Source organism: Streptomyces sp. NPDC029956, from assembly GCF_055574655.1.
Window position 1 is genome coordinate 1 of the sequence record NZ_JBVHZJ010000080.1, and the last position, 19,679, is coordinate 19,679.

15 protein-coding genes and 1 pseudogene are annotated in these 19,679 nt (G+C 72.2%); 9 read left to right on the forward strand and 7 right to left on the reverse strand.

All coding sequences use genetic code 11. From position 1 onward, the window contains the following. Nucleotides 1-154: 154 nt before the first annotated feature. From ACZ4XX_RS37105 to ACZ4XX_RS37120, 4 genes are all read right to left on the reverse strand, one after another. On the reverse strand, nucleotides 155-1,279 hold the full coding sequence (locus tag ACZ4XX_RS37105; protein WP_187623400.1) for a GuaB3 family IMP dehydrogenase-related protein: 1,125 nt from the start codon (nucleotides 1,277-1,279) through the stop codon (nucleotides 155-157). 106 nt (nucleotides 1,280-1,385) lie between these two features. Further along, nucleotides 1,386-2,888: an IMP dehydrogenase gene (gene guaB, locus ACZ4XX_RS37110; protein ID WP_389034645.1), complete on the reverse strand. Its 1,503-nt coding sequence runs from the start codon at nucleotides 2,886-2,888 to the stop codon at nucleotides 1,386-1,388. A gap of 168 nt (nucleotides 2,889-3,056) precedes the next feature. Continuing rightward, the gene (locus ACZ4XX_RS37115) at nucleotides 3,057-3,659 is read right to left on the reverse strand and encodes a sigma-70 family RNA polymerase sigma factor (protein WP_030318557.1); all 603 of its coding nucleotides are present in this window, start codon (nucleotides 3,657-3,659) and stop codon (nucleotides 3,057-3,059) included. A gap of 243 nt (nucleotides 3,660-3,902) precedes the next feature. After that, on the reverse strand, nucleotides 3,903-4,514 hold the full coding sequence (locus tag ACZ4XX_RS37120) for a response regulator transcription factor (RefSeq protein ID WP_003948568.1): 612 nt from the start codon (nucleotides 4,512-4,514) through the stop codon (nucleotides 3,903-3,905). 433 nt (nucleotides 4,515-4,947) lie between these two features. Between ACZ4XX_RS37120 and ACZ4XX_RS37125 the strand changes: the two are divergent. Continuing rightward, nucleotides 4,948-5,268: pseudogene (locus tag ACZ4XX_RS37125) on the forward strand (WhiB family transcriptional regulator); the annotation flags it as partial. 180 nt (nucleotides 5,269-5,448) lie between these two features. Here the strand turns inward: ACZ4XX_RS37125 and ACZ4XX_RS37130 are convergent. Next, nucleotides 5,449-6,366, reverse strand: coding sequence for a LysR family transcriptional regulator (locus tag ACZ4XX_RS37130; RefSeq protein ID WP_468512225.1), 918 nt, complete (start codon nucleotides 6,364-6,366; stop codon nucleotides 5,449-5,451). An 81-nt stretch (nucleotides 6,367-6,447) separates the two neighbouring features. On the opposite strand from ACZ4XX_RS37130, the gene ACZ4XX_RS37135 reads away from it, so the two are divergent. Both ACZ4XX_RS37135 and ACZ4XX_RS37140 read left to right on the forward strand, forming a co-directional pair. After that, nucleotides 6,448-7,122 carry an MOSC domain-containing protein gene (locus ACZ4XX_RS37135; protein WP_468512226.1) on the forward strand — a complete coding sequence of 225 codons (675 nt, stop codon included), beginning with the start codon at nucleotides 6,448-6,450 and terminating at the stop codon, nucleotides 7,120-7,122. Between the two features lie 61 nt (nucleotides 7,123-7,183). Then, nucleotides 7,184-7,957, forward strand: a complete 774-nt coding sequence (locus ACZ4XX_RS37140; RefSeq protein ID WP_468512227.1) for an SDR family NAD(P)-dependent oxidoreductase — start codon at nucleotides 7,184-7,186, stop codon at nucleotides 7,955-7,957. A 40-nt stretch (nucleotides 7,958-7,997) separates the two neighbouring features. Here ACZ4XX_RS37140 and ACZ4XX_RS37145 read toward each other — a convergent pair whose 3' ends face one another. Beyond that, entirely contained in the window at nucleotides 7,998-9,824 is a 1,827-nt protein-coding gene (locus ACZ4XX_RS37145) for a DUF2264 domain-containing protein (RefSeq protein ID WP_468512228.1), read from the reverse strand. 208 nt (nucleotides 9,825-10,032) lie between these two features. On the opposite strand from ACZ4XX_RS37145, the gene ACZ4XX_RS37150 reads away from it, so the two are divergent. The 5 genes from ACZ4XX_RS37150 to ACZ4XX_RS37170 all read left to right on the forward strand — a co-directional run bounded on the left by ACZ4XX_RS37150 (nucleotide 10,033) and on the right by ACZ4XX_RS37170 (nucleotide 15,425). Next, nucleotides 10,033-11,130, forward strand: a complete 1,098-nt coding sequence (locus ACZ4XX_RS37150) for a substrate-binding domain-containing protein (protein ID WP_468512229.1) — start codon at nucleotides 10,033-10,035, stop codon at nucleotides 11,128-11,130. Nucleotides 11,131-11,253: 123 nt separating this feature from the next. Next, nucleotides 11,254-12,582 carry an ABC transporter substrate-binding protein gene (locus ACZ4XX_RS37155; RefSeq protein WP_468512230.1) on the forward strand — a complete coding sequence of 443 codons (1,329 nt, stop codon included), beginning with the start codon at nucleotides 11,254-11,256 and terminating at the stop codon, nucleotides 12,580-12,582. Between the two features lie 4 nt (nucleotides 12,583-12,586). Further along, nucleotides 12,587-13,531: a carbohydrate ABC transporter permease gene (locus ACZ4XX_RS37160; protein ID WP_468512231.1), complete on the forward strand. Its 945-nt coding sequence runs from the start codon at nucleotides 12,587-12,589 to the stop codon at nucleotides 13,529-13,531. Next, nucleotides 13,528-14,385, forward strand: a complete 858-nt coding sequence (locus ACZ4XX_RS37165) for a carbohydrate ABC transporter permease (protein WP_468512232.1) — start codon at nucleotides 13,528-13,530, stop codon at nucleotides 14,383-14,385. Before ACZ4XX_RS37160 ends, ACZ4XX_RS37165 begins: the two co-directional genes overlap by 4 nt. A gap of 17 nt (nucleotides 14,386-14,402) precedes the next feature. Next, nucleotides 14,403-15,425 (forward strand): hydroxyacid dehydrogenase, encoded by a 1,023-nt coding sequence (locus tag ACZ4XX_RS37170; RefSeq protein ID WP_468512233.1) that lies wholly within the window; start codon nucleotides 14,403-14,405, stop codon nucleotides 15,423-15,425. Here the strand turns inward: ACZ4XX_RS37170 and ACZ4XX_RS37175 are convergent. After that, entirely contained in the window at nucleotides 15,402-18,809 is a 3,408-nt protein-coding gene (locus ACZ4XX_RS37175; RefSeq protein WP_468512234.1) for a hypothetical protein, read from the reverse strand. The genes ACZ4XX_RS37170 and ACZ4XX_RS37175 overlap by 24 nt on opposite strands. 46 nt (nucleotides 18,810-18,855) lie before the next feature. Between ACZ4XX_RS37175 and ACZ4XX_RS37180 the strand changes: the two genes are divergently transcribed. Further along, nucleotides 18,856-19,554 (forward strand): ester cyclase, encoded by a 699-nt coding sequence (locus tag ACZ4XX_RS37180; protein ID WP_468512235.1) that lies wholly within the window; start codon nucleotides 18,856-18,858, stop codon nucleotides 19,552-19,554. The last annotated feature ends 125 nt before the right edge of the window (nucleotides 19,555-19,679 follow it).

The window sequence follows — 19,679 nt, forward strand, 5'->3', positions numbered from 1 at the left end:
CGCGACCAGAGACGGGCTGACGTTCTTGTTCTTCGACATCGCCGCCTTCGCCGCTTTCTCCGGCACAAAGAGGGCCTCGTAGCCGTCGGACGGACGAGGAGGGGCCCCGCACCGGGTGGTGCGGGGCCCCTCCTCGTGCGTACGGGATCGGACGTCAGCGCTTGTGCTGCGAGTCCGCGACCGTGACCTCGACGCGCTGGAACTCCTTGAGCTCGCTGTAGCCCGTGGTGGCCATCGCGCGGCGCAGGGCGCCGAAGAAGTTCATCGAGCCGTCCGGGATGTGCGACGGGCCCGCGAGGATCTCCTCAGTGGTGCCGACGATGCCCAGGTCGACCAGCTTGCCGCGCGGCACGTCCTCGTGGACGGCCTCCATGCCCCAGTGGTGGCCCTTGCCGGGCGCGTCCGTGGCGCGGGCCAGCGGGGAGCCCATCATGACCGCGTCGGCGCCACAGGCGATCGCCTTCGGCAGGTCGCCGGACCAGCCGACACCGCCGTCGGCGATGACGTGCACGTACCGGCCGCCGGACTCGTCCATGTAGTCGCGGCGGGCCGCGGCCACGTCGGCGACCGCGGTCGCCATCGGGACCTGGATGCCGAGCACGTTGCGCGTGGTGTGCGCCGCGCCGCCGCCGAAGCCGACGAGGACGCCCGCCGCGCCGGTGCGCATCAGGTGCAGGGCCGCGGTGTACGTGGCACAGCCGCCGACGATGACCGGGACGTCGAGCTCGTAGATGAACTGCTTCAGGTTCAGCGGCTCGGACGCGCCCGACACGTGCTCGGCGGAGACCGTGGTGCCGCGGATGACGAAGATGTCCACGCCGGCGTCGACGACGGCCTTGGAGAACTGCGCGGTGCGCTGCGGGGAGAGCGCGGCGGCGGTGACGACACCGGAGTCGCGCACCTCCTTGATGCGCTGCCCGATCAGCTCTTCCTTGATCGGGGCCGCGTAGATCTCCTGCAGACGGCGGGTCGCGGTCGCCTCGTCCAGCTCGGCGATCTCGTCGAGCAGCGGCTGCGGGTCCTCGTACCGGGTCCAGAGACCCTCCAGGTTCAGGACGCCCAGGCCGCCCAGCTCACCGATGCGGATCGCGGTCTGCGGCGACACGACCGAGTCCATGGGGGCGGCCAGGAAGGGGAGCTCGAAGCGGTAGGCGTCGATCTGCCAGGCGATCGAGACCTCCTTCGGGTCCCGGGTGCGCCGGCTCGGAACGACGGCGATGTCGTCGAACGCGTACGCCCTGCGGCCGCGCTTGCCGCGCCCGATCTCGATCTCAGTCACGATGTGTGGCCTTTCCCTCTACGTCTGCGCCTACCAGTATCCCCGACACAAGCGTGAGGGGCGGCTCCGGCCACATGCCGGAACCGCCCCCACGCGTCGCGCTGTGTTACTTCCTGCTGTAGTTCGGCGCCTCGACCGTCATCTGGATGTCGTGCGGGTGGCTCTCCTTGAGGCCCGCGGACGTGATCCGGACGAAGCGGCCCTTCGACTCCATCTCCTCGATGGTGGCCGCGCCCACGTAGCCCATCGTCTGGCGCAGACCGCCGACGAGCTGGTGCAGGACGTTGGCCAGGGGGCCGCGGTAGGGCACCTGGCCCTCGATGCCCTCGGGCACGAGCTTGTCGTCCGAGGCGACCTCGGCCTGGAAGTAGCGGTCCTTGGAGTAGGACCGGCCCTGGCCGCGGGACTGCATCGCGCCGAGCGAGCCCATGCCGCGGTACGACTTGAACTGCTTGCCGTTGATGAACTGCAGCTCGCCCGGGGACTCCTCGCACCCGGCGAGCAGGCTGCCGAGCATGACCGTGTCGGCACCGGCGGCGAGCGCCTTGCCGATGTCTCCGGAGTACTGCAGACCACCGTCGCCGATGACCGGGACGCCGGCGGCGCGGGCGGCGAGCGCCGCCTCGTAGATGGCGGTGACCTGCGGGACACCGATGCCGGCGACCACACGCGTGGTGCAGATGGAGCCGGGTCCGACGCCGACCTTGACACCGTCGACACCGGCGTCGATCAGGGCCTGCGCGCCGTCACGCGTCGCGACGTTGCCGCCGATGACGTCGACGCCGACGCTGGACTTGATCTTCGCCATCCAGTTGAGGGCGTTGCTGTTGTGCCCGTGGGAGGTGTCGACGATCAGGAAGTCGACACCGGCCTCGGCCAGGCCCTGGGCGCGCTCCAGCGCCTCGGGGCTGGCGCCGACGGCCGCGCCGACGAGCAGGCGGCCTTCCCTGTCCTTCGCGGCGTGCGGGTACTTCTCCGCCTTGACGAAGTCCTTGACCGTGATGAGGCCCTTGAGGATGCCCGCCTCGTCGACCAGCGGCAGCTTCTCGATCTTGTGGCGACGGAGCAGCTCCATGGCGTCCACGCCGGAGATGCCGACCTTGCCGGTGACCAGCGGCATCGGGGTCATGACCTCGCGCACCTGGCGGCTGCGGTCCGACTCGAACGCCATGTCGCGGTTGGTGACGATGCCGAGGAGCTTGCCGGCCGGGTCGGTGACCGGGACGCCGCTGATGCGGAACTTGGCGCAGAGGGCGTCGGCCTCGGCCAGTGTCGCGTCCGGGTGCACGGTGATCGGGTCGGTCACCATGCCGGACTCGGAGCGCTTCACGAGGTCGACCTGGTTGACCTGGTCCTCGATGGACAGGTTGCGGTGCAGGACGCCCACGCCGCCCTGCCGCGCCATGGCGATGGCCATGCGGGACTCGGTGACCTTGTCCATCGCCGCGGAGAGCAGCGGGATGTTCACGCGGACGTTGCGGGAGATGCGGGACGAGGTGTCGACCGCGTTCGGGAGGACCTCGGACGCGCCCGGCAGCAGCAGCACGTCGTCGTAGGTCAGCCCGAGTGTCGCGAATTTCTCGGGCACTCCGTCGACGTTTGCAGTCATGACACCTTCCCCAAATGGCCTTGATCGGTGCGGATGTCCATGCTAACGGGCTGAAGCGGTGTCTCATTCCACGATCAAGATCAGCCGCAAGCTTTGGACATTCGCACGTGTACGAAAGGGACGAGTGGCCCCACTGAGCCTTACTGGTCGGCCATGGCCGCCACTCGGCTACTGCTCGGCCAGCGCCCTGAGCCGGCTGAGCGCGCGGTGCTGCGCGACCCGCACGGCCCCCGGGGACATGCCGAGCATCTGCCCGGTCTCCTCGGCGGTCAGTCCGACGGCGACACGGAGCACGAGCAGTTCGCGCTGGTTCTCCGGGAGGTTGGCGAGCAGCTTCTTGGCCCACTCGGCGTCGTCGCTGAGGAGCGCGCGCTCCTCGGGACCGAGGGAGTCGTCGGGCCGCTCGGGCATCTCGTCGGAGGGGACGGCCGTGGACCCCGGGTGCCGCATGGCGGCGCGCTGGAGGTCGGCGACCTTGTGTCCGGCGATGGCGAAGACGAAGGCCTCGAAGGGCCTGCCCGTGTCCTTGTAGCGCGGCAGCGCCATCAGGACGGCGACGCAGACCTCCTGGGCCAGGTCCTCGACGAAGTGCCGGGCGTCGCCCGGCAGCCGGTTGAGGCGGGTGCGGCAGTACCGCAGCGCGAGCGGATGCACCCGTGCGAGCAGGTCGTGCGTCGCCTGGGCGTCGCCCTCGACCGCACGGTGCACGAGCGCGCCGATCTCCCCCTGCCCGGCAGGCATGGGGGACCCCACGGTCTCGTCGTCGCGCATCGCTCCATGGTGCCCCGACGCCTCGGCGTTCGTGGCACCGCGTCCGTAGTTGTGCACCGAAGCGTTATGAGCAGGTGCGCCGGAACTCATCTCCCGCGCCCTCCCCTCACGCTCGATCGACTCGTCCCCGAGGAACTCCACATCTCAAGGATGCGTCATCGCGCGGGGAAGTGACACAAGCCTGCCCCGTCCACCCCACGACGGACGTGGGTGAGGACGGGGAAATGGCCGATGACCTGCGATTCAGCGGACCAGGCCCCAGCGGAATCCGAGGGCGACCGCGTGCGCCCGGTCCGAGGCGCCCAGCTTCTTGAAGAGTCGCCGGGCGTGGGTCTTGACCGTGTCCTCGGAGAGGAAGAGCTCGCGCCCGATCTCGGCGTTGGACCGGCCGTGGCTCATGCCCTCGAGGACCTGGATCTCGCGTGCGGTGAGGGTGGGCGCGGCGCCCATCTCGGCCGAACGGAGCCGGCGCGGGGCGAGCCGCCAGGTCGGGTCGGCCAGCGCCTGGGTGACGGTGGCCCGCAGTTCGGCGCGCGAGGCGTCCTTGTGCAGATAGCCACGGGCACCCGCGGCGACCGCGAGGGCGACGCCGTCGAGGTCCTCGGCGACCGTGAGCATGATGATGCGGGCGCCGGGGTCCGCGGAGAGCAGCCGGCGGACGGTCTCCACGCCGCCCAGACCGGGCATGCGCACGTCCATCAGAATCAGGTCCGAGCGGTCCGCGCCCCAGCGGCGGAGGACTTCCTCGCCGTTGGCCGCGGTGGTCACGCGCTCGACGCCGGGCACGGTCGCGACCGCGCGGCGGAGCGCCTCTCGGGCAAGCGGGGAGTCGTCGCAGACGAGGACGGATGTCATGCCTGACCTCCGCGGCTCTCGCAGCTGTAGCGCGTCACCTTGAGCCTCCAGGGCTGTACGTAATCGTCACCTGTGCGATTGACGCTCTCGGACACCTGCCCGATCGCTTGTTCCTTCAACCGCCTCCGCACTCTCAACGACGGTCACTCGAAAGAGTTACGGGTCGGACGGCAGCCTTCGGCACTCTACGTGAGGGCTCGCACGCGGAGGGGAGCGACGCGGCTCGTTCGTCCATCATCGAAAGCTATGCCCCATTTAGCGGGATTTCTTCCCTTTTCGCGGTGTCTGTGGCTAGATTCGCAATGAGTCATATTTACATCTACTTCGACAGTAGGTGTACCGACCCGGACCGACGGGGCCGCGAGGAGCCCCGGCCATCAGCCATCAACCCGCCCACCTATCCGTTCGACACGGTTTCAAGGGGACAAGCGCAATGGCAGATTTCTCCCGCCTTCCCGGACCCAACGCCGATCTGTGGGACTGGCAACTGCTCGCGGCCTGCCGCGGGGTCGACAGCTCCCTGTTCTTCCACCCCGAGGGAGAGCGCGGCGCGGCACGGAGTGCGCGTGAGAACTCGGCGAAAGAGGTCTGCATGCGGTGCCCGGTACGCGCGGAGTGCGCGGCTCACGCACTCGCCGTGCGGGAGCCCTACGGCGTATGGGGCGGCCTCACCGAGGACGAACGCGAAGAGCTCATGGGACGCGCGCGCAATCGCCTGATCACAGCGGCGCCGACGTCCGCGTCGGTCGCGTCCGCGGCTTCCGTGACATCCGTGACATCCATGACGACATCGGCGTCGGCAGCAGGCCGGCCGATTGTGGAGCGCATGTGAAGGAACGTTTCCTCAACTAAGCACCGAACCTCAACGAACAACCGGAGCACGAACAACCGGAGCACGAACAACCGGACTCGCCCACGTGCGCGAGGCGGCGTCCTACGCGCGCGTGGCGGCCCGGGTCAGTTCGTCGAGCGTGGCGGCGACGGCCGGCACCTGCGCCAGGTCGGGCAGGGTCAGGGCCACGATCTCCCGCTCCACGGCCGGCTCGACGGTCACGGTCCGCGCCCCCCTGGGCCGTACGGACTCGATGGCCAGCTCCGGCAGGACGGCCACGCCCAGACCGGCGCCGACCAGGCCCACCACGGCCGGGTAGTCGTCGGTGGCGAAGTCGATACGAGGGGTGAAGCCCGCCTCCTCGCACACGTCCACGAGCTGGCGGCGGCAGCGCGGACAGCCCGCGATCCAGGACTCCTCGGCCAGTTCGGCCATGCCCACGGACTCGGCCCCGGCGAGCCGGTGCCCCTCGGGGACCAGGCCCACCAGCCGGTCGGCCAGGATCGGGCGGACGACCAGGTCGTCCCACTCCGCCTGCCCGTCGGCCTGCCGGCCGGCCGTTCCGCCGCCGTACCGGAAGGCGAGGGCCACGTCGCAGTCGCCCTCGCGGAGCATCTCGATCGAGCGCGGCGGCTCGGCCTCGACGAGCGAGACGCGGGTGCCGGGGTGCGCCGCCCGCAGCGCGGCGAGCGCGGTGGGGACGAGCGTGGAGCTGCCGCTGGGGAAGGAGACCAGCCGGACCCGGCCCGCGCGGAGCCCGGCGATCGCGGCGACCTCCTCCTCCGCGGCGGTGAGCCCGGCGAGGATGCCGGAGGCGTGGCGGACCAGGACCTCCCCGGCCTCGGTGAGGCGCATCTCGCGGCCCGTACGGATCAGCAGCGGCGTGCCGGCGGAGCCTTCGAGGGCCTTCATCTGCTGGCTTACGGCGGGCTGGGTGCAGCCGAGTTCGCGCGCGGCGGCCGAGAACGAGCCGGTGGCGGCGACGGCACGCAGGACGCGGAGGTGACGGGCCTCGATCATGGACTCCAGCATAAGCGAATCTTGGATGGAGTCCCACTTTTCCACCTTCACCTTTGAGATGTGTGCCCGTAAAGTGCCCACATGACCTTGCTGAGTGTGAATGTGGGCCGCGCCAAGGCCGTGGACTACACGGAGGCCGCGTCCGGCCTGACCGCCATCGACAAGCGCCCCGTCGAGGGGCCGGTCCGGATCGAGGCGCCCGGGGCGCCAGGCGTCGGCACGAGCGGCCTCGCCGGGGACACGGTCTGCGACCTGCGCTTCCACGGGGGCGACGACCGGGCCGCGTACGCCTTCGCGCGCGAGGACCTGGACCGGTGGGAGCGCGAACTCGGCCGCCCGCTCGCCGACGGCTCCTTCGGCGAGAACCTCACGACCCGTGACCTCGACGTGAACGGCGCCCTGATCGGCGAGCGCTGGCGGATCGGCGAGGAGGTCGTCCTGGAGGTCACCGGCGGCCGCATCCCCTGCCGTACGTTCGCCGGCTTCCTGGGGGAGAAGGGCTGGGTCAGGCGGTTCACGCAGTCGGACGCCGGTCCCGGCGCGCTGCTGCGGGTGATCGTGCCGGGCGAGATCCGCGCCGGCGACCCGATCACGGTCGTCCACCGGCCCGACCACGACATCACCGTCGCGCTGCTCCACCGCGCCGCGACCACCGAACGCACCCTGCTCCCCCGCACGTTGGCCGCCGCCGAGTGGATGGAGTCCGGACTCCTCGCGCTCGCACGCCAGTACACGGAGAAGTACGCGCGCGCGTAGCCCGCGTCTGGTCGGCGGTACGCGGACAAGAAGGCCTCCGCCGTGGCACTACCGTGCCCGTATGACGACTGCACTGATTACGGGCGCCACCGCGGGCATCGGGGCCGCTTTCGCACGGAGGCTCGCCGCGGACGGCCACGACATCGTGCTCGTGGCCCGGGACGTGAAGCGGCTCCGGGAGCAGGCGACGGAGCTGCACGACCGCCACGGCATCGAGGCCGAGGTGCTCGCGGCGGACCTCGCCGAGGAGAAGGGCATCGCCGCCGTCGAGGCCCGGCTCTCGGACCCGAAGCAGCCGGTGGACATGCTCGTGAACAACGCCGGCTTCGGCAACAAGGGCCGCTTCCTCGAGGTGTCCATGGCCGACGAGCTGAAGATGCTCACGGTGCACTGCGAGGCTGTGCTGCGGCTGACCTCGGCGGCCGCCGCCTCGATGAAGGAGCGCCGGCGGGGCTCCGTGGTCAACGTCGCCTCGGTCGCGGCCTTCGTGCCCCGCGGCACGTACGGGGCGTCGAAGGCGTGGGTCGTGCAGTTCACCCAGGGCGCGGCCCGGGACCTGGCGGGCAGCGGCGTACGGCTGATGGCGCTCTGCCCCGGCTTCGTACGGACCGAGTTCCACGAGCGGGCCGGAATGGGGACGGACAACATCCCGGGCTGGATGTGGCTCGACGCGGACAAGCTGGTGACGGCGGCGCTCGCGGACCTGGACCGGGGGAAGACGCTGTCGATCCCCGACCCCCGCTACAAGGCCCTCATGGGCGTGGTGAAGCTGGCGCCGCGCGGACTCCTCGGCGGGGTCTCCTCCAAGGCGGGCCGGAAGTACGGGCCGAGGTAGCCCGCTCACCCGGTCCGGGGCAGCTCCCGCGGTAGCCCGCTCACCCGGTCCGTGCGTCGAGGTCCAGTCGCGTGGTGCTGCCGTCCTGCCAGGTCACATGGAGGGTGTGGCCGGTGATCCGGACGGCCGCGAGGTCCGCGACGGGGGCCGGGGCGGGCTCGGCCGTGAGGGAGGCGAGCGCGACGAAGAGGGTGGCCGTCCCGCTCGTCGTGCCGTGCAGGGCGAGGGTGCGGCTGCCGGGTCCCTGGAGGGTCTCCCCGGTGGGGAGTTCGGTGGCGGGGCCGGCGGCTCCGTGGTCCGCGGGATAGCCGTGCACCGGGTGCAGTTGCGCGTGCGGCCCTCCGGGGGTGGTGGCCCAGCCGGTCTGCCGTACGGGCGTCCCCTCCGGGGCGCCGATGACCAGGTGGGCGCGGACCTCGGCACGGCCGTGGGCGAGGGTCGCGGAGACGACCCGGACGCCGGGGTACGGGGTGTGCCGGGAGGCGGCCCAGCCGGGCCCGGTGCCGGCGGGTTCGGCGGGCCCCCGGGTGGTCGGCCTCCCCTCGACGAGCAGCGCGAAGTGGTTGTCGGCGGGGGCCGGCCCGGTGGTGGGTCCGGTACGGGTCGCGTACGCCTGGCGGGCGTAACCGGGGTCGTCCTCGTCGGCCTCGGCGCTGTGCACGTGGTTGCTGCCGTGGTTGTGGAGGCGTACGAGTCCGTCGGCGGCGGTGGTCTGGACGAGCAGCCCGGCCGGGGCGAAGGGGCGGACGGTGTCGGTGCGTTCGGCCGGCAGGGGTTCCTCGCGGTCGGTCCAGGCGGGGTGGCCTGCGGGCAGGAGGAGGCCGAGGAAGCCCTTGGACGCCCAGTACGGGGAGCCGGGGCCCGAGTACTCCTGGACCAGGGGCGCGTACGGGCCGTGCCAGCCGAGCGTGAGGAGTCCGTTCCGGTCGGTGGCGCCGCGGTCGAGGAAGTACCGCAGGGTGCCCGAGGCCAGGCGGCGGGTGGCGCCGGGGGCGAGCGGGGTGTGCCCGGTGAGGGTGCCGAGCCAGGGGGCGGCGGCCGCGGCGAAGCGGTAGATGAGGGAGCGTCCGTACGGGAGGGGGGCGCCGTTGCCGTCGAAGAGGTGGGCGTAGTCGTCGAGATGGGCGCGCAGGCGGGGCCCGTACCGGTCGAGGAGCTCCCGGTCTCCGGCGAGGTGGGCGTGGAGGACCGGGTAGAAGTGCAGGGCCCAGGCGTTGTAGTGGTCGAAGGCGCGGTTGTCGCCGTCGCTGTACCAGCCGTCGCCGAGGTACCAGTCCTCGATCCGGGCGAGGGAGCGGTCGACGGTGGTGGCGGCCCGGTCGGATTCGGCGCCGGCGTCCTGGAGGAAGCCGGCGACGGTGAGGCCGAAGAGCCACCAGTTGTTGTCGACGGGGGACGGGCCGAGGGCGGGCCGGAGCCAGTCGACGACCTGCTCCCGGGTGCGCTCGTCCAGCCGGTCCCAGAGCCAGGGACGGGTGAGGCGCAGGCCGAGGGCGATCGAGGCGGCTTCGACGATCGCCTGGCGGGTGTCGGTGGTGAGGGGCCAGGAGTCCTCGTCCGCACGTCCCGGCTTCGCGGTCCCGGCGGTGAGGCCTTCCGCGTACCGGTCGAGATGCCCGTGCGGGTCCTCGCCCCGCGCGCCCGCGACCCGGAACGCCGCGAGGAGGAAGGGGCGGGCCCAGCCCTCCAGGCCGTCGGAGCGGGCTCCGGACCAGCTGGGCCGGGGGCCCGGCAGGTCGATCAGTCCGTGCCGCGGGGTGGCGAACGGGCTTACCGCGAGGAGGAGTCGGTCGGCCGCGGCCTCCCAGTGGGCACGGGTCCAGCCGGTGTACGGGCTGAGCTCACGGTTCTCGGGCGGCGTGGGCATGATGCTCCCTGTGGCTCCCTGGGGCTTCCTCGGGAGCTTCCTCGGGCTCCCTGCGGTGACGACTGCGTCGCGGGGAATCCTGAACAGGCTCCGATCGAACGTCAAGAGATTCGGAGCGAATGATCGAAATTTCTTCCGTTCGATCATCAAGGGGCCGCATGTGATCTAAGGTCGGGGAACCACCACCACCGCGAGGGGGAACTGCGCCGTGCGCGAGAGTGCTGCCGAACGACACGACCGACTGCTGGCCCTGGTCCGCGAGCGCGGCACCGCCCGCGTCGCCGAACTGGCCGAGCGGCTCGGGGTCTCCCCCGTCACCGCCCGCCGGGACGTCGAACTCCTGGCCGGCCGGGGCCTGCTCGACCGGGTGCACGGACAGGTGTCCTGGCCGGAGCGGCGGGGCGCCCCGGGCGGCGGCCGGACCGGCGAGGGCCTGGTCCTCGGCCTGCTCGCCCCCTCCGCCACGTACTACTTCGCCGAGGTCATCCGGGGTGCGCACGAGGCGGCCGCCCGCGCCGGCGCCCGGCTCGTCCTGCGCGTCTCGGACTACCGGCCGGAGGAGGACCGGGCCCGCACCGAGGGCCTGCTCGCGGCCGGCGCCGAGGGCGTCCTGGTCGCACCGGGCTGGCGGGGGCCCGAGGATCAGCGCGCCTACGGGGACTGGCTCGCCGAACTGCCCGTACCGACCGTGCTCCTGGAGCGCCGGGCCGAACCCGGCAGCCCGCTGGACGGCCTCGACCGGGTCGCGTCCGACCACGCCCACGGCGTCCTGCTCGCTCTGCGCCACCTGCTCGCCCTCGGCCACGCGACCCCGCTGCTCGTGGCGCGAGGGGACTCGCCGACCGCGCTCGCGGTGCGCGCCGGGTACGCCGAGGCGCTCGGCACCCTGGGCCTCGCGGAGCCCCGGCCGGTCATCGACTCCGTACCGGCGGAGGCCGATCCGGAGGGCTTCGAGCGGGCGGTACGGGCGCTGCACGAGGCCGTCGGGTCCGGCCTGGCGAGTGCGGCCCTGGTGCACAACGACGTGGACGCGATCGAGATCGTGCAGCGCCTCGCCGAGCTGGGCGTACGGGTGCCGCAGGACCTGGCCCTGATCGCGTACGACGACGAGGTCGCCGCTCTGGCCGACACCCCGCTGACGGCGGTCGCGCCGCCGAAGCGGCAGGTGGGGCGGCACGCCACCGAACTCCTGGTGGAGCGGCTGACGGAGGGGGCGGACGAGGACGCGGCACGGCGTCATCTGGGGCTGCTGCCGAGGCTGCGGGTCCGGGACTCGTGCGGGGCGCGCACGACGACCTCCACCTGAACCCCGGACGACTTACGTCTGATCTTTTTTCGATCAATCAATCTTTCGCTCTTGACTTCGGTCATGAACGGTCACAGGATCACGGCCACAACCTCCCCGCCGCCGCCCTTCAGGAGTCGTGCCGTGACCCGCAGTTGGAGCAGAACGTCCCGTGTCATAGCCGGCACCGCCACCGCCCTCGCCGTTCTCACGGCCTGCGGCGGCAGCGGTGACGACACAGCGAACAGCACGGCGAACAAGCCGAACGGGCCCGTGACCATCACCTTCTGGGGCTGGGCCAAGGGCTCCAAGGACGTCGTCGACGCCTTCAACGCCTCTCACACCGACATCCAGGTGAAGTTCGAGGAGATCCCCTCCGGCACCGCCGGCGGCTACGCCAAGATCTCCAACGCCGTGAAGGCCGGCAACGCCCCCGACCTCGTCTCCATCGAGTACTCCTCGCTCCCCGAGTTCGTGAGCTCCGGCGCACTCCAGGACATCGGCGGCGCGTTCACCGAGGCCGACCGCGCCAAACTGCTCCCGCAGACCGTCGAACTCACCACCCTCGGCGGCAAGTCCTGGGCCGTCCCCTTCGACGCCGCCCCGCAGGCCTTCTTCTACCGCAAGGACCTCTTCGCGAAGTACAAGGTCCAGGTCCCCACCACGTGGGACGAGTTCAAGAAGGCCGCCGAGCAGGTCAGGAAGGCCGACGCCAAGGCCCGTATCGCCACCTTCTTCCCCGACGACCCGACCACCTTCGAGGCGATGGCCTGGCAGGCCGGCGCCCAGTGGTTCAAGGCCGAGAACGACACCTGGAAGATCGACACCACCGACGCGGCCACCACCAAGGTCGCCGGCTACTGGCAGGGCCTCCTCGACGCCGGGCTCGTCCACAAGAACGCCTCCTTCAGCCCCGAGTGGACCGGCTCCCTCAAGAACGGCACCACCATCGGCTACCTCGGCGCCTCCTGGGGCGCCGGCGTCCTCAAGGGCACCCTGCCCGAACAGGACGGCAAGTGGGGCGTCGCCCCCATGCCCAGCTGGGACGGCAAGCCCGCCAGCGGCATGCTCGGCGGCACCTCCTTCGCCGTGACCAAGGACAGCAAGCAGCAGGCCGCGGCCGTCACCTTCGCCGAGTGGATGTCCACCACCGAGGCCGGCGTGAAGGCCCGGATCGCCTCCGGCACCTCCTCCGCCTTCCCCGCCGCCACCGCGCTGCGCCCCGTCGCCAAGAAGGCCTTCGACGCGAGCTACTACGGCGGCCAGGACATCTACGCCCTCTTCGAGGCCGCGGGTGCCTCCATCAGCCCGAACTGGGCCTGGGGCCCGACCACCGGCACCACCAACACCACCATCAAGGACCACTTCGGCAAGATCGCCCAGGGCGGTCCCGGCATCACCGACGCCGTCAAGGCCGGTCACGACGCCACCGTCGCCGAACTCACCAAGCGCGGCCTGAAGGTCGAGGGCTGACCGGATGAAGGCCCGCACCCGCGCCGCCACGATCCTGCTGACCCCCTTCTTCCTGCTGTTCACCGCGGTGATGGTGGTGCCGATCGGATACGCGGTCTGGCTCAGCCTCTTCACCGAGAAGCAGTCCGGACTGGGCTTCGGCGGCACCGAGACCGTCTTCACCGGGCTCGACAACTACACCGCGGCGCTGGGTGACCGGGCCTTCCGCGAGGGCTTCGGCGTCCTGCTCGGATACTGCCTGTTCTACATCCCGCTGCTGCTCGCCGGGGCCCTCGGCCTCGCCCTCCTGCTCGACTCGGCGCTCGCCCGCGCCCGCCGCTTCTTCCAGCTCGCGCTCTTCCTCCCGCACGCCGTCCCCGGCATCATCGCCGCGCTGATCTGGGTCTACCTCTACACACCCCAGCTCAGCCCGGTCGTCCAGGCCATGGAGGCCGGAGGCATCGGCTTCGACTTCTTCTCCCCCGAAGGCGCCCTGCCCTCGATCGTCAACATCGCGCTGTGGGAGTGGCTCGGCTACAACATGGTCATCTTCTACGCGGCCCTCCAGGCCATCGACCGCTCCGTCCTCGAAGCGGCCACCGTCGACGGCGCCGGCGCCTGGCGCATCGCCTTCTCCGTCAAGGTCCCGCTCGTCAAGGCCTCGCTCGCCATGGTCGCCCTCTTCACGATCATCGGCTCCCTCCAGCTCTTCACCGAGCCGCTGATCCTCAACAAGGGCACGGGCTCCGCCGTCACCTCCACCTGGACGCCGAACATGTACGCCTACACCGCGGCCTTCGACCGCAACGACTACGGACTCGCCGCGGCGGCCTCCGTACTCCTCGCCCTGACGGCGGCACTGCTGTCGTTCGCGGTGACGCGGATGACGGGCCGCCGCAAGGCGGGAACGGCCCGGACCCCCGCACCGGCCCGGAAGCCCGCGCCCGCACGGAAGGAGCGCACGGCATGAGCGGCCGACCCCGCACCGGCTCCGTCTGGCTCTCCAAGGCGGCCGTCAACGGCGCCCTGGTCCTCGCCGTCGTCTACATGCTCTTCCCGCTGGTCTGGCTGCTGACCGCCGCCACCAAGGACGCCGGCGGTCTCCTCGCCGGAAACGCCTTCTCCTTCGAGGGCTTCGACCTGGGCGGCAACCTCACCCGGCTCGCCGAGTACAACGACGGCATCTACTTCCACTGGTACGCCAACAGCCTGCTGTACGCGGGACTCGGCGCCCTCGCCTGCTCCTTCGTCAGCGTCGCCGCCGGATACGCCTTCCACGTCTACGACTTCCGGGGCAAGGAGAAGCTCTTCGGCCTCGTCCTCCTCGGGGTGCTCGTCCCCACCACCGCGCTCGCCCTGCCGATGTACCTCCTGGCCAGCGAGGTCGGCGTGGTCAACACCTACTGGGCCGTCCTCATCCCCGTCCTCGTCAACCCCTTCGGCGTCTACCTGTCCCGGGTCTTCTGCGGCGGCTACATCCCCGACGAGGCCCTGGAGGCAGCCCGTATCGACGGAGCGGGCGAACTGCGCGTCTTCTGGTCCATCGGTCTGCGCATGGTGATGCCCGGCTTCGTGACCGTCTTCCTCTTCCAGTTCACCGCCGTCTGGAACAACTTCTTCCTCCCCCTGGTGATGCTGTCGGACCAGAAGCTCTACCCGCTGAGCCTCGGCCTGTACGCGTGGAACAGCAACGCCCACGCGGAACCCGACTTCTACCCCCTCGTCGTCACCGGATCCCTGCTCGCCGTCGTCCCCCTCGTCGTCGCCTTCGTCTCCCTCCAGCGCCACTGGAAGGCCGGTCTGACGGCCGGCAGCGTCAAGTGAGGAGCCCAGGTACCACGATGCACCCGACCACCGACAACCGCCCCGCGCTGCTGCTCGCGATGGGCGAGGGCGTCGCCGAACGCCTCCTCACCGACGCCCACCGCGCCCGCCTCGGCGCCCTCACCCGCACGGACCCGCACCTGGTCGCCCACGACCTGACGTCCGTGGACCCGCGGACCACCACCGCGCTCGCCGAGGCCGAGATCCTCCTCACCTGCTGGGGAGCGACCCCGCTGACCGCCGACGTCCTGGACCGCGCACCGCGCCTGCGGGCGGTGGTCCACGCGGCCGGCTCGGTCAAGCACCACATCACCGAGGCCTGCTGGGACCGTGGCCTGCGCGTCACCTCGGCCGCCGCGGCCAACGCACTGCCGGTGGCCGAGTACACGCTCGCCGCGATCCTCTTCGCGGGGAAGCGGGTCCTCGGATCGGCCCAGCGGTACGCCGAACTCCGCGCCGACCACGGCTGGCTCACCGAGTCCGCCACCTGGGGCAACTACCGCCGCACGGTCGGCATCGTGGGCGCGTCCCGGATCGGCCGCAGGGTGATCGACCTGCTGCGCCCCTTCGACATCGAGATCCTCCTGTACGACCCGTACGTCGACGTCCCGCCCCCCGGCGTGGAACTGGTGACCGACCTCGACGACCTGTGCGCCCGCAGCACGGTGGTCTCCGTCCACGCGCCCCAGCTCCCCGCCACGTACCGCATGATCGGCGCGGCGCAGCTGGCGGCGATGCGCGACGGAACGACCCTGATCAACACGTCCCGGGGCTCCCTGATCGACGAACGGGCCCTCCTCCCCCACCTGACCTCCGGCCGCCTCCACGCGACGCTGGACGTCACGGACCCGGAACTCCCGCCCCCCGACTCCCCCCTCTACACCCTCCCGAACGTCCTGCTCACCCCGCACGTGGCCGGCTCCCTGGGCAACGAACTCCACCGGATGACGGACCAGGCGCTGGAGGAGGTGGGGCGGTACGTCCGGGGCGAACCGTTCGCGGAGGAGGTCAGGGCGTCAGACCTCCAGCGCTCGGCGTAGCCGGTCGGCCTCGTCGAGGACGAGCGGAAGCGCGCCCGGCTCGTGGCGCAGCACCGCGGGCAGCGCCTCGTACCAGGGCCCGACGTGCAGCGCGAGCGCGGTGGTCTCACGGGCGCGGACCGGGTCGGGGTGCGTCAGGGCCAGAACCGTGTAGGCCCGGGCCCGGGCGAGACCGAGGCGCGCGAGCCCGTCGAGCAGAGCCTCCGCGCGGCCGTGCTCACCCGCCCTGGCCAGCGCCTCGGCGAGGTCGAGCCGGAGCGCGGCGGTCTCCTCGGTCATCTCCGCGGTCGCCGTCCCCACCAGCGACTCCGCCTCGTCGTGGAACCCCGCCGCGACGAACGCGTGCGCCACGAACGACACCTCGCGGCGCCCGTCGGCGAGCCGCAGATACGCCGACGCCTCGGCCAGCAGGTCGGCGGCCTCGTCCCGCCGGCCCAGGGTCGTCTGCGCCCGCACCACCTCGGCCAGCGGCACCGCCGTGCGGCGCAGGCCGCCGCGCGCGGCGGCCACCGCGCGGTCCAGTTCCCGGGCCGCCTCGTCGCCCCGGCCCTCCCCGTGCAGCGCCCGGGCGCGTGCCGCCCGCCGCTCCACCTCCGCGACCGGGACCCCCGTCTCGGGCGCGGGCAGCCGGGGGCGCGGCACCCCGTCCCCGCTCAGCCGTACGCAGCCCCGCCGCGCGACCGGCCGGGCGAACTCACGGAGCAGCGCGTCGGGCCCCCGGGCCGCCCGGGCCCGTTCGATCAGCCCGGCCAGGTACTCCCGCTGATTCACGCGGGCGCCCCCGGCCTGCCGCTCGGCCTCCTCGAAACGGCCCGTCGCGAGGAGGGCCCGGACGACTCGGAGCAGTCCCGGTTCCCTGTCCGTCCCCGCCTCGAGGCCGTCCGTGAGGGCCCGGGCGGGCGCGAGGTGCCCCGCCAGGGCCAGCGCCTCCGCCACGGCGGCGAGCACGGGGGCGACCTCCTCGCGCCGGGGCGCGCGGCTCGCCCGTTCCACCCGGGCCAGGAGCGTGGCGGCCCGCTCGCGCTGCCCGGCCGCGGCGAGGGCACGGACGAGCGTCACCTTCAGGCCGGTTCCCTGCGGATCGGCCACGTCCGGTTCGCTCGACGCGAGGGCCTCGGCCTCCTCGGCCGAGCCGGCCCGGACGAGGGCCCCGACCGCCGCGCGCACGGCCTGTGGACGGCTGAACCGGTCGGTCAGCGCGGCGAGGACGGGGCGGAGCCGGTCGACGTCGTCCGCCCCGGCCCAGGCCTCGACGAGCACGGCGCGGGCGTGGCTCCGGCTGCTCTCCGAGGTGAGCAGGGGGAACAGACCCTCGGCCCGGTCCGGGTCGCCCTGCCGTGCCAGCGCCTTGACCAGGGCGAGGCGCATCACCTCCACGTGCCGCGAGGCCCCCGGCTCGACGGCGAGCGCCTCGGCCCGCCCGGCGGCCCCGGCCGCCACGAGGACGGTGATCAGCTCGGCGGCGAGCTCGCTGCCACCGGCGGGCGCCTCGTCCGCGAGGACGGCGAGCGCTTCGTCGACGAGCCCGGCAGCCTCGCCCGCCCCAGAACCTCCGGCGGCTCCCAGGGCCTCGGCGATCCGCAGCAATCCCAGTACCCGCCCGAAGCCCTGCTCGGACCGGGCCAGGGCGAGGGCCTCGGGCACGCGGTCCGATGCCGCGAGCGCACCGCAGACGCTCGCGTGGCCGAGGGCCCGGGTCCGGGGCTCCCTCACCTCGCGCACCGCGTCGAGCGCGCGCTCGAACTCGCCCACGCGGCAGCGGAAGGCGACCAGGGCCAGCAGCGGGCGGCGGCGCAGGATCACCCCCGGCAGGGCGTGCATGATCGCCTCCGCCCGGTCCGCCTCCCCGACCGCGAGCCAGGAGTCGCCGACGGCCCACAGCGCGAAGGGCCTTTCCTGGGTGCGGTGTTCCGCACGGGCCAGGGTGTCGGCCTCGCCCAGGAGGGCGTGGGCCCGCGCCACGCGCCCCTCGGCGTGCAGCAGCTCCGCGACGGCGCACAGCGCCCGGATGCGGCTCGCCGGTTCGAGTCCCCGCGCCAGCGCCGACGCGCGGTCGCTCTCACCGAGTTCCGCCCAGGCGACGGGCAGTTCGGCGGGCACCTGGCCGTTGCGGTCCCGTAGCGCGGCCCGCCGCAGGGCGAGCCGCAGCAGCGCGGTGATCAGCCCGGGAGCGTCGCCCCGGGCGAGCACCGCCTCCCCCGCCGTCCCGATCTCCGCGAGCGCCGCCCCGTCGCCGCCGGTGGCCGCCAGCAGCCGGTCGTGCCGTACCGGGTCGAGCGCGTACTCCACCATCGCGTCCGGGTCGCCGGCCGCGCGCAGCACGGGGAACCGCCCGTGCAGCAGGTAGGCGGGCGTGTCGGCGGGCCAGCCGCGGCCGCGCAGGCGCCCCGCCCAGTCGCGCAGCATCCCGTGCCACCGCTCCTGCTCGCGCGGAGCGAGCATCTCCCCTGCCTGCACGACCAGTTCCTCGTGGGCGAGGAGATAGCCCTCGCCGCGCAGCGCGAACGTCCGTCCGGGGCCGGTGCGCAGCAGGTCCCGCACCCGGTAGGGGACGTCTCCGGTCAGCTCCGCGAGGTCGTCCGCCGTGAGCCCGCCGCCCGAGGCGGTGACCAGGCCCAGGAGTTCGTACGGGAGACCTCCCGCCGCCAGGAGGTGCTTGAGTTCGCGCTCCGCCTCAGCCCTGACCACGCGGGCCGCCGGGGAGGGAGGGAGGATCCGTACGATCTCCGGGTTCCTGAGCGGATGGTCCGGCCGCACGTCCGCCGGGAGCGGCGGGTTCAGCCGGCCGGAGACGATGACGTGCCCGTCGGCGGGCAGCAGGCTCGCGATCGAGCGGGCCTCCGGGCCCGTCGTCACGCCACGGTCCTCGTCGAGGCCGTCGACCAGCAGGACCAGCCGCTCGCCCCGTGCGGCACACGCCCGGTCGGCCTCGCCGTACAGACGGAAGAGGTGGGCCTCCCTGGTGGCGGCGGTCAGGTGGGGCGGGAGGCCTTCTCCGGCCAGTTCCGCGAGCTGCTCAAGGACCACGTCCACGTAGGCGGCGACGTCGTTCTGCGAGCCGAGGCGGGCCGTGATGAAGAAGGGCACGATCCGTACCCCGGCGGGCGGGTCGAGCGTGAACCGGGCCATGAGCGCCGTCTTGCCCGCCCAGGCGTCCGCCCGCCACCACCGGTATCCGTCCCCGGTCCGGCAGAATGCGGCGAGTTCGGCCAACTCGTCTTCACGGCCGATGAGTTCCGGTGGCGCGATGCGCCGGACCTGTTCCCGGTAGGCCGAGCGGACGGCCGTTCCCGTACCGAATCCGACCCGGTTTCCGTCGCCGATCACGACGACGCCCGCCGCGTTGTCGACCGTGACCGGCTGCTCTCCCCCTGCCCGCTCCATGCGCCCAACCTAGACTGGAAGGATCCCCACTGGGTCGGGAGGCGTCATGACGTTCACGCAGATCATCGACTTCAGGACCAGCCGGATCGACGACATGAGCCGGCTCATGGACCGGTGGATCGAGCAGACCAAGGGCAAGCGGACCGCCACGCACAGCATCCTCGGCAAGGACCGGGCCGATTCCTCGCATCTCGTGGAGATCGTGGAGTTCCCGTCCTACGACGTGGCCATGCGGAACTCGCAGCTTCCCGAGACCGACCGGATCTTCCGGGAGATGGTCGCGCTCTGTGACGAGATGCCGACGTTCACCGACCTGGACGTGGTCCGGGACGAGGCGATGTACAAGGCCAACGCCCGGCGGCTGATGGAGATGTTCGCCGCCGAGCCGGAGCTCGCGCTGATGGACGAGGTGCTCGCCGAGGGGTACCACGATCACGATCCGACCAATGAGCAGGACGTCATCGGCATGGACGCGGTCCGGCGCGAGGTGGAGATGTGGCGGGGCGGCTTCGACTTCGCCTTCACCGTCGACGACCAGATCGCCGAGGGCGACCGGGTGTGCACCCGCTGGACCTGGACCGGCACCCATACCGGGGACTTCATGGGGATCCAGCCCTCCGGCATGGAGGTGACGATGACCGGGACGGTCGTCCACCGCTTCCGGGACGACGGGAAGATCGTCGAGGGGTGGTGGCAGTACGACCTGCTCGGGCTGATGGCACAGCTCGGCGCCGTGGAGGGGTGAGGCGGCCCTGACGACACCGAGGCCCGGGGGGGGGGAGAGGAGGGGGACGAGGAGCGGTGGGGGAAGAAACAAACCAAAAAAAAAAACAAAAACAAGAAAACCACAAAACACCCAACACCCCCCCC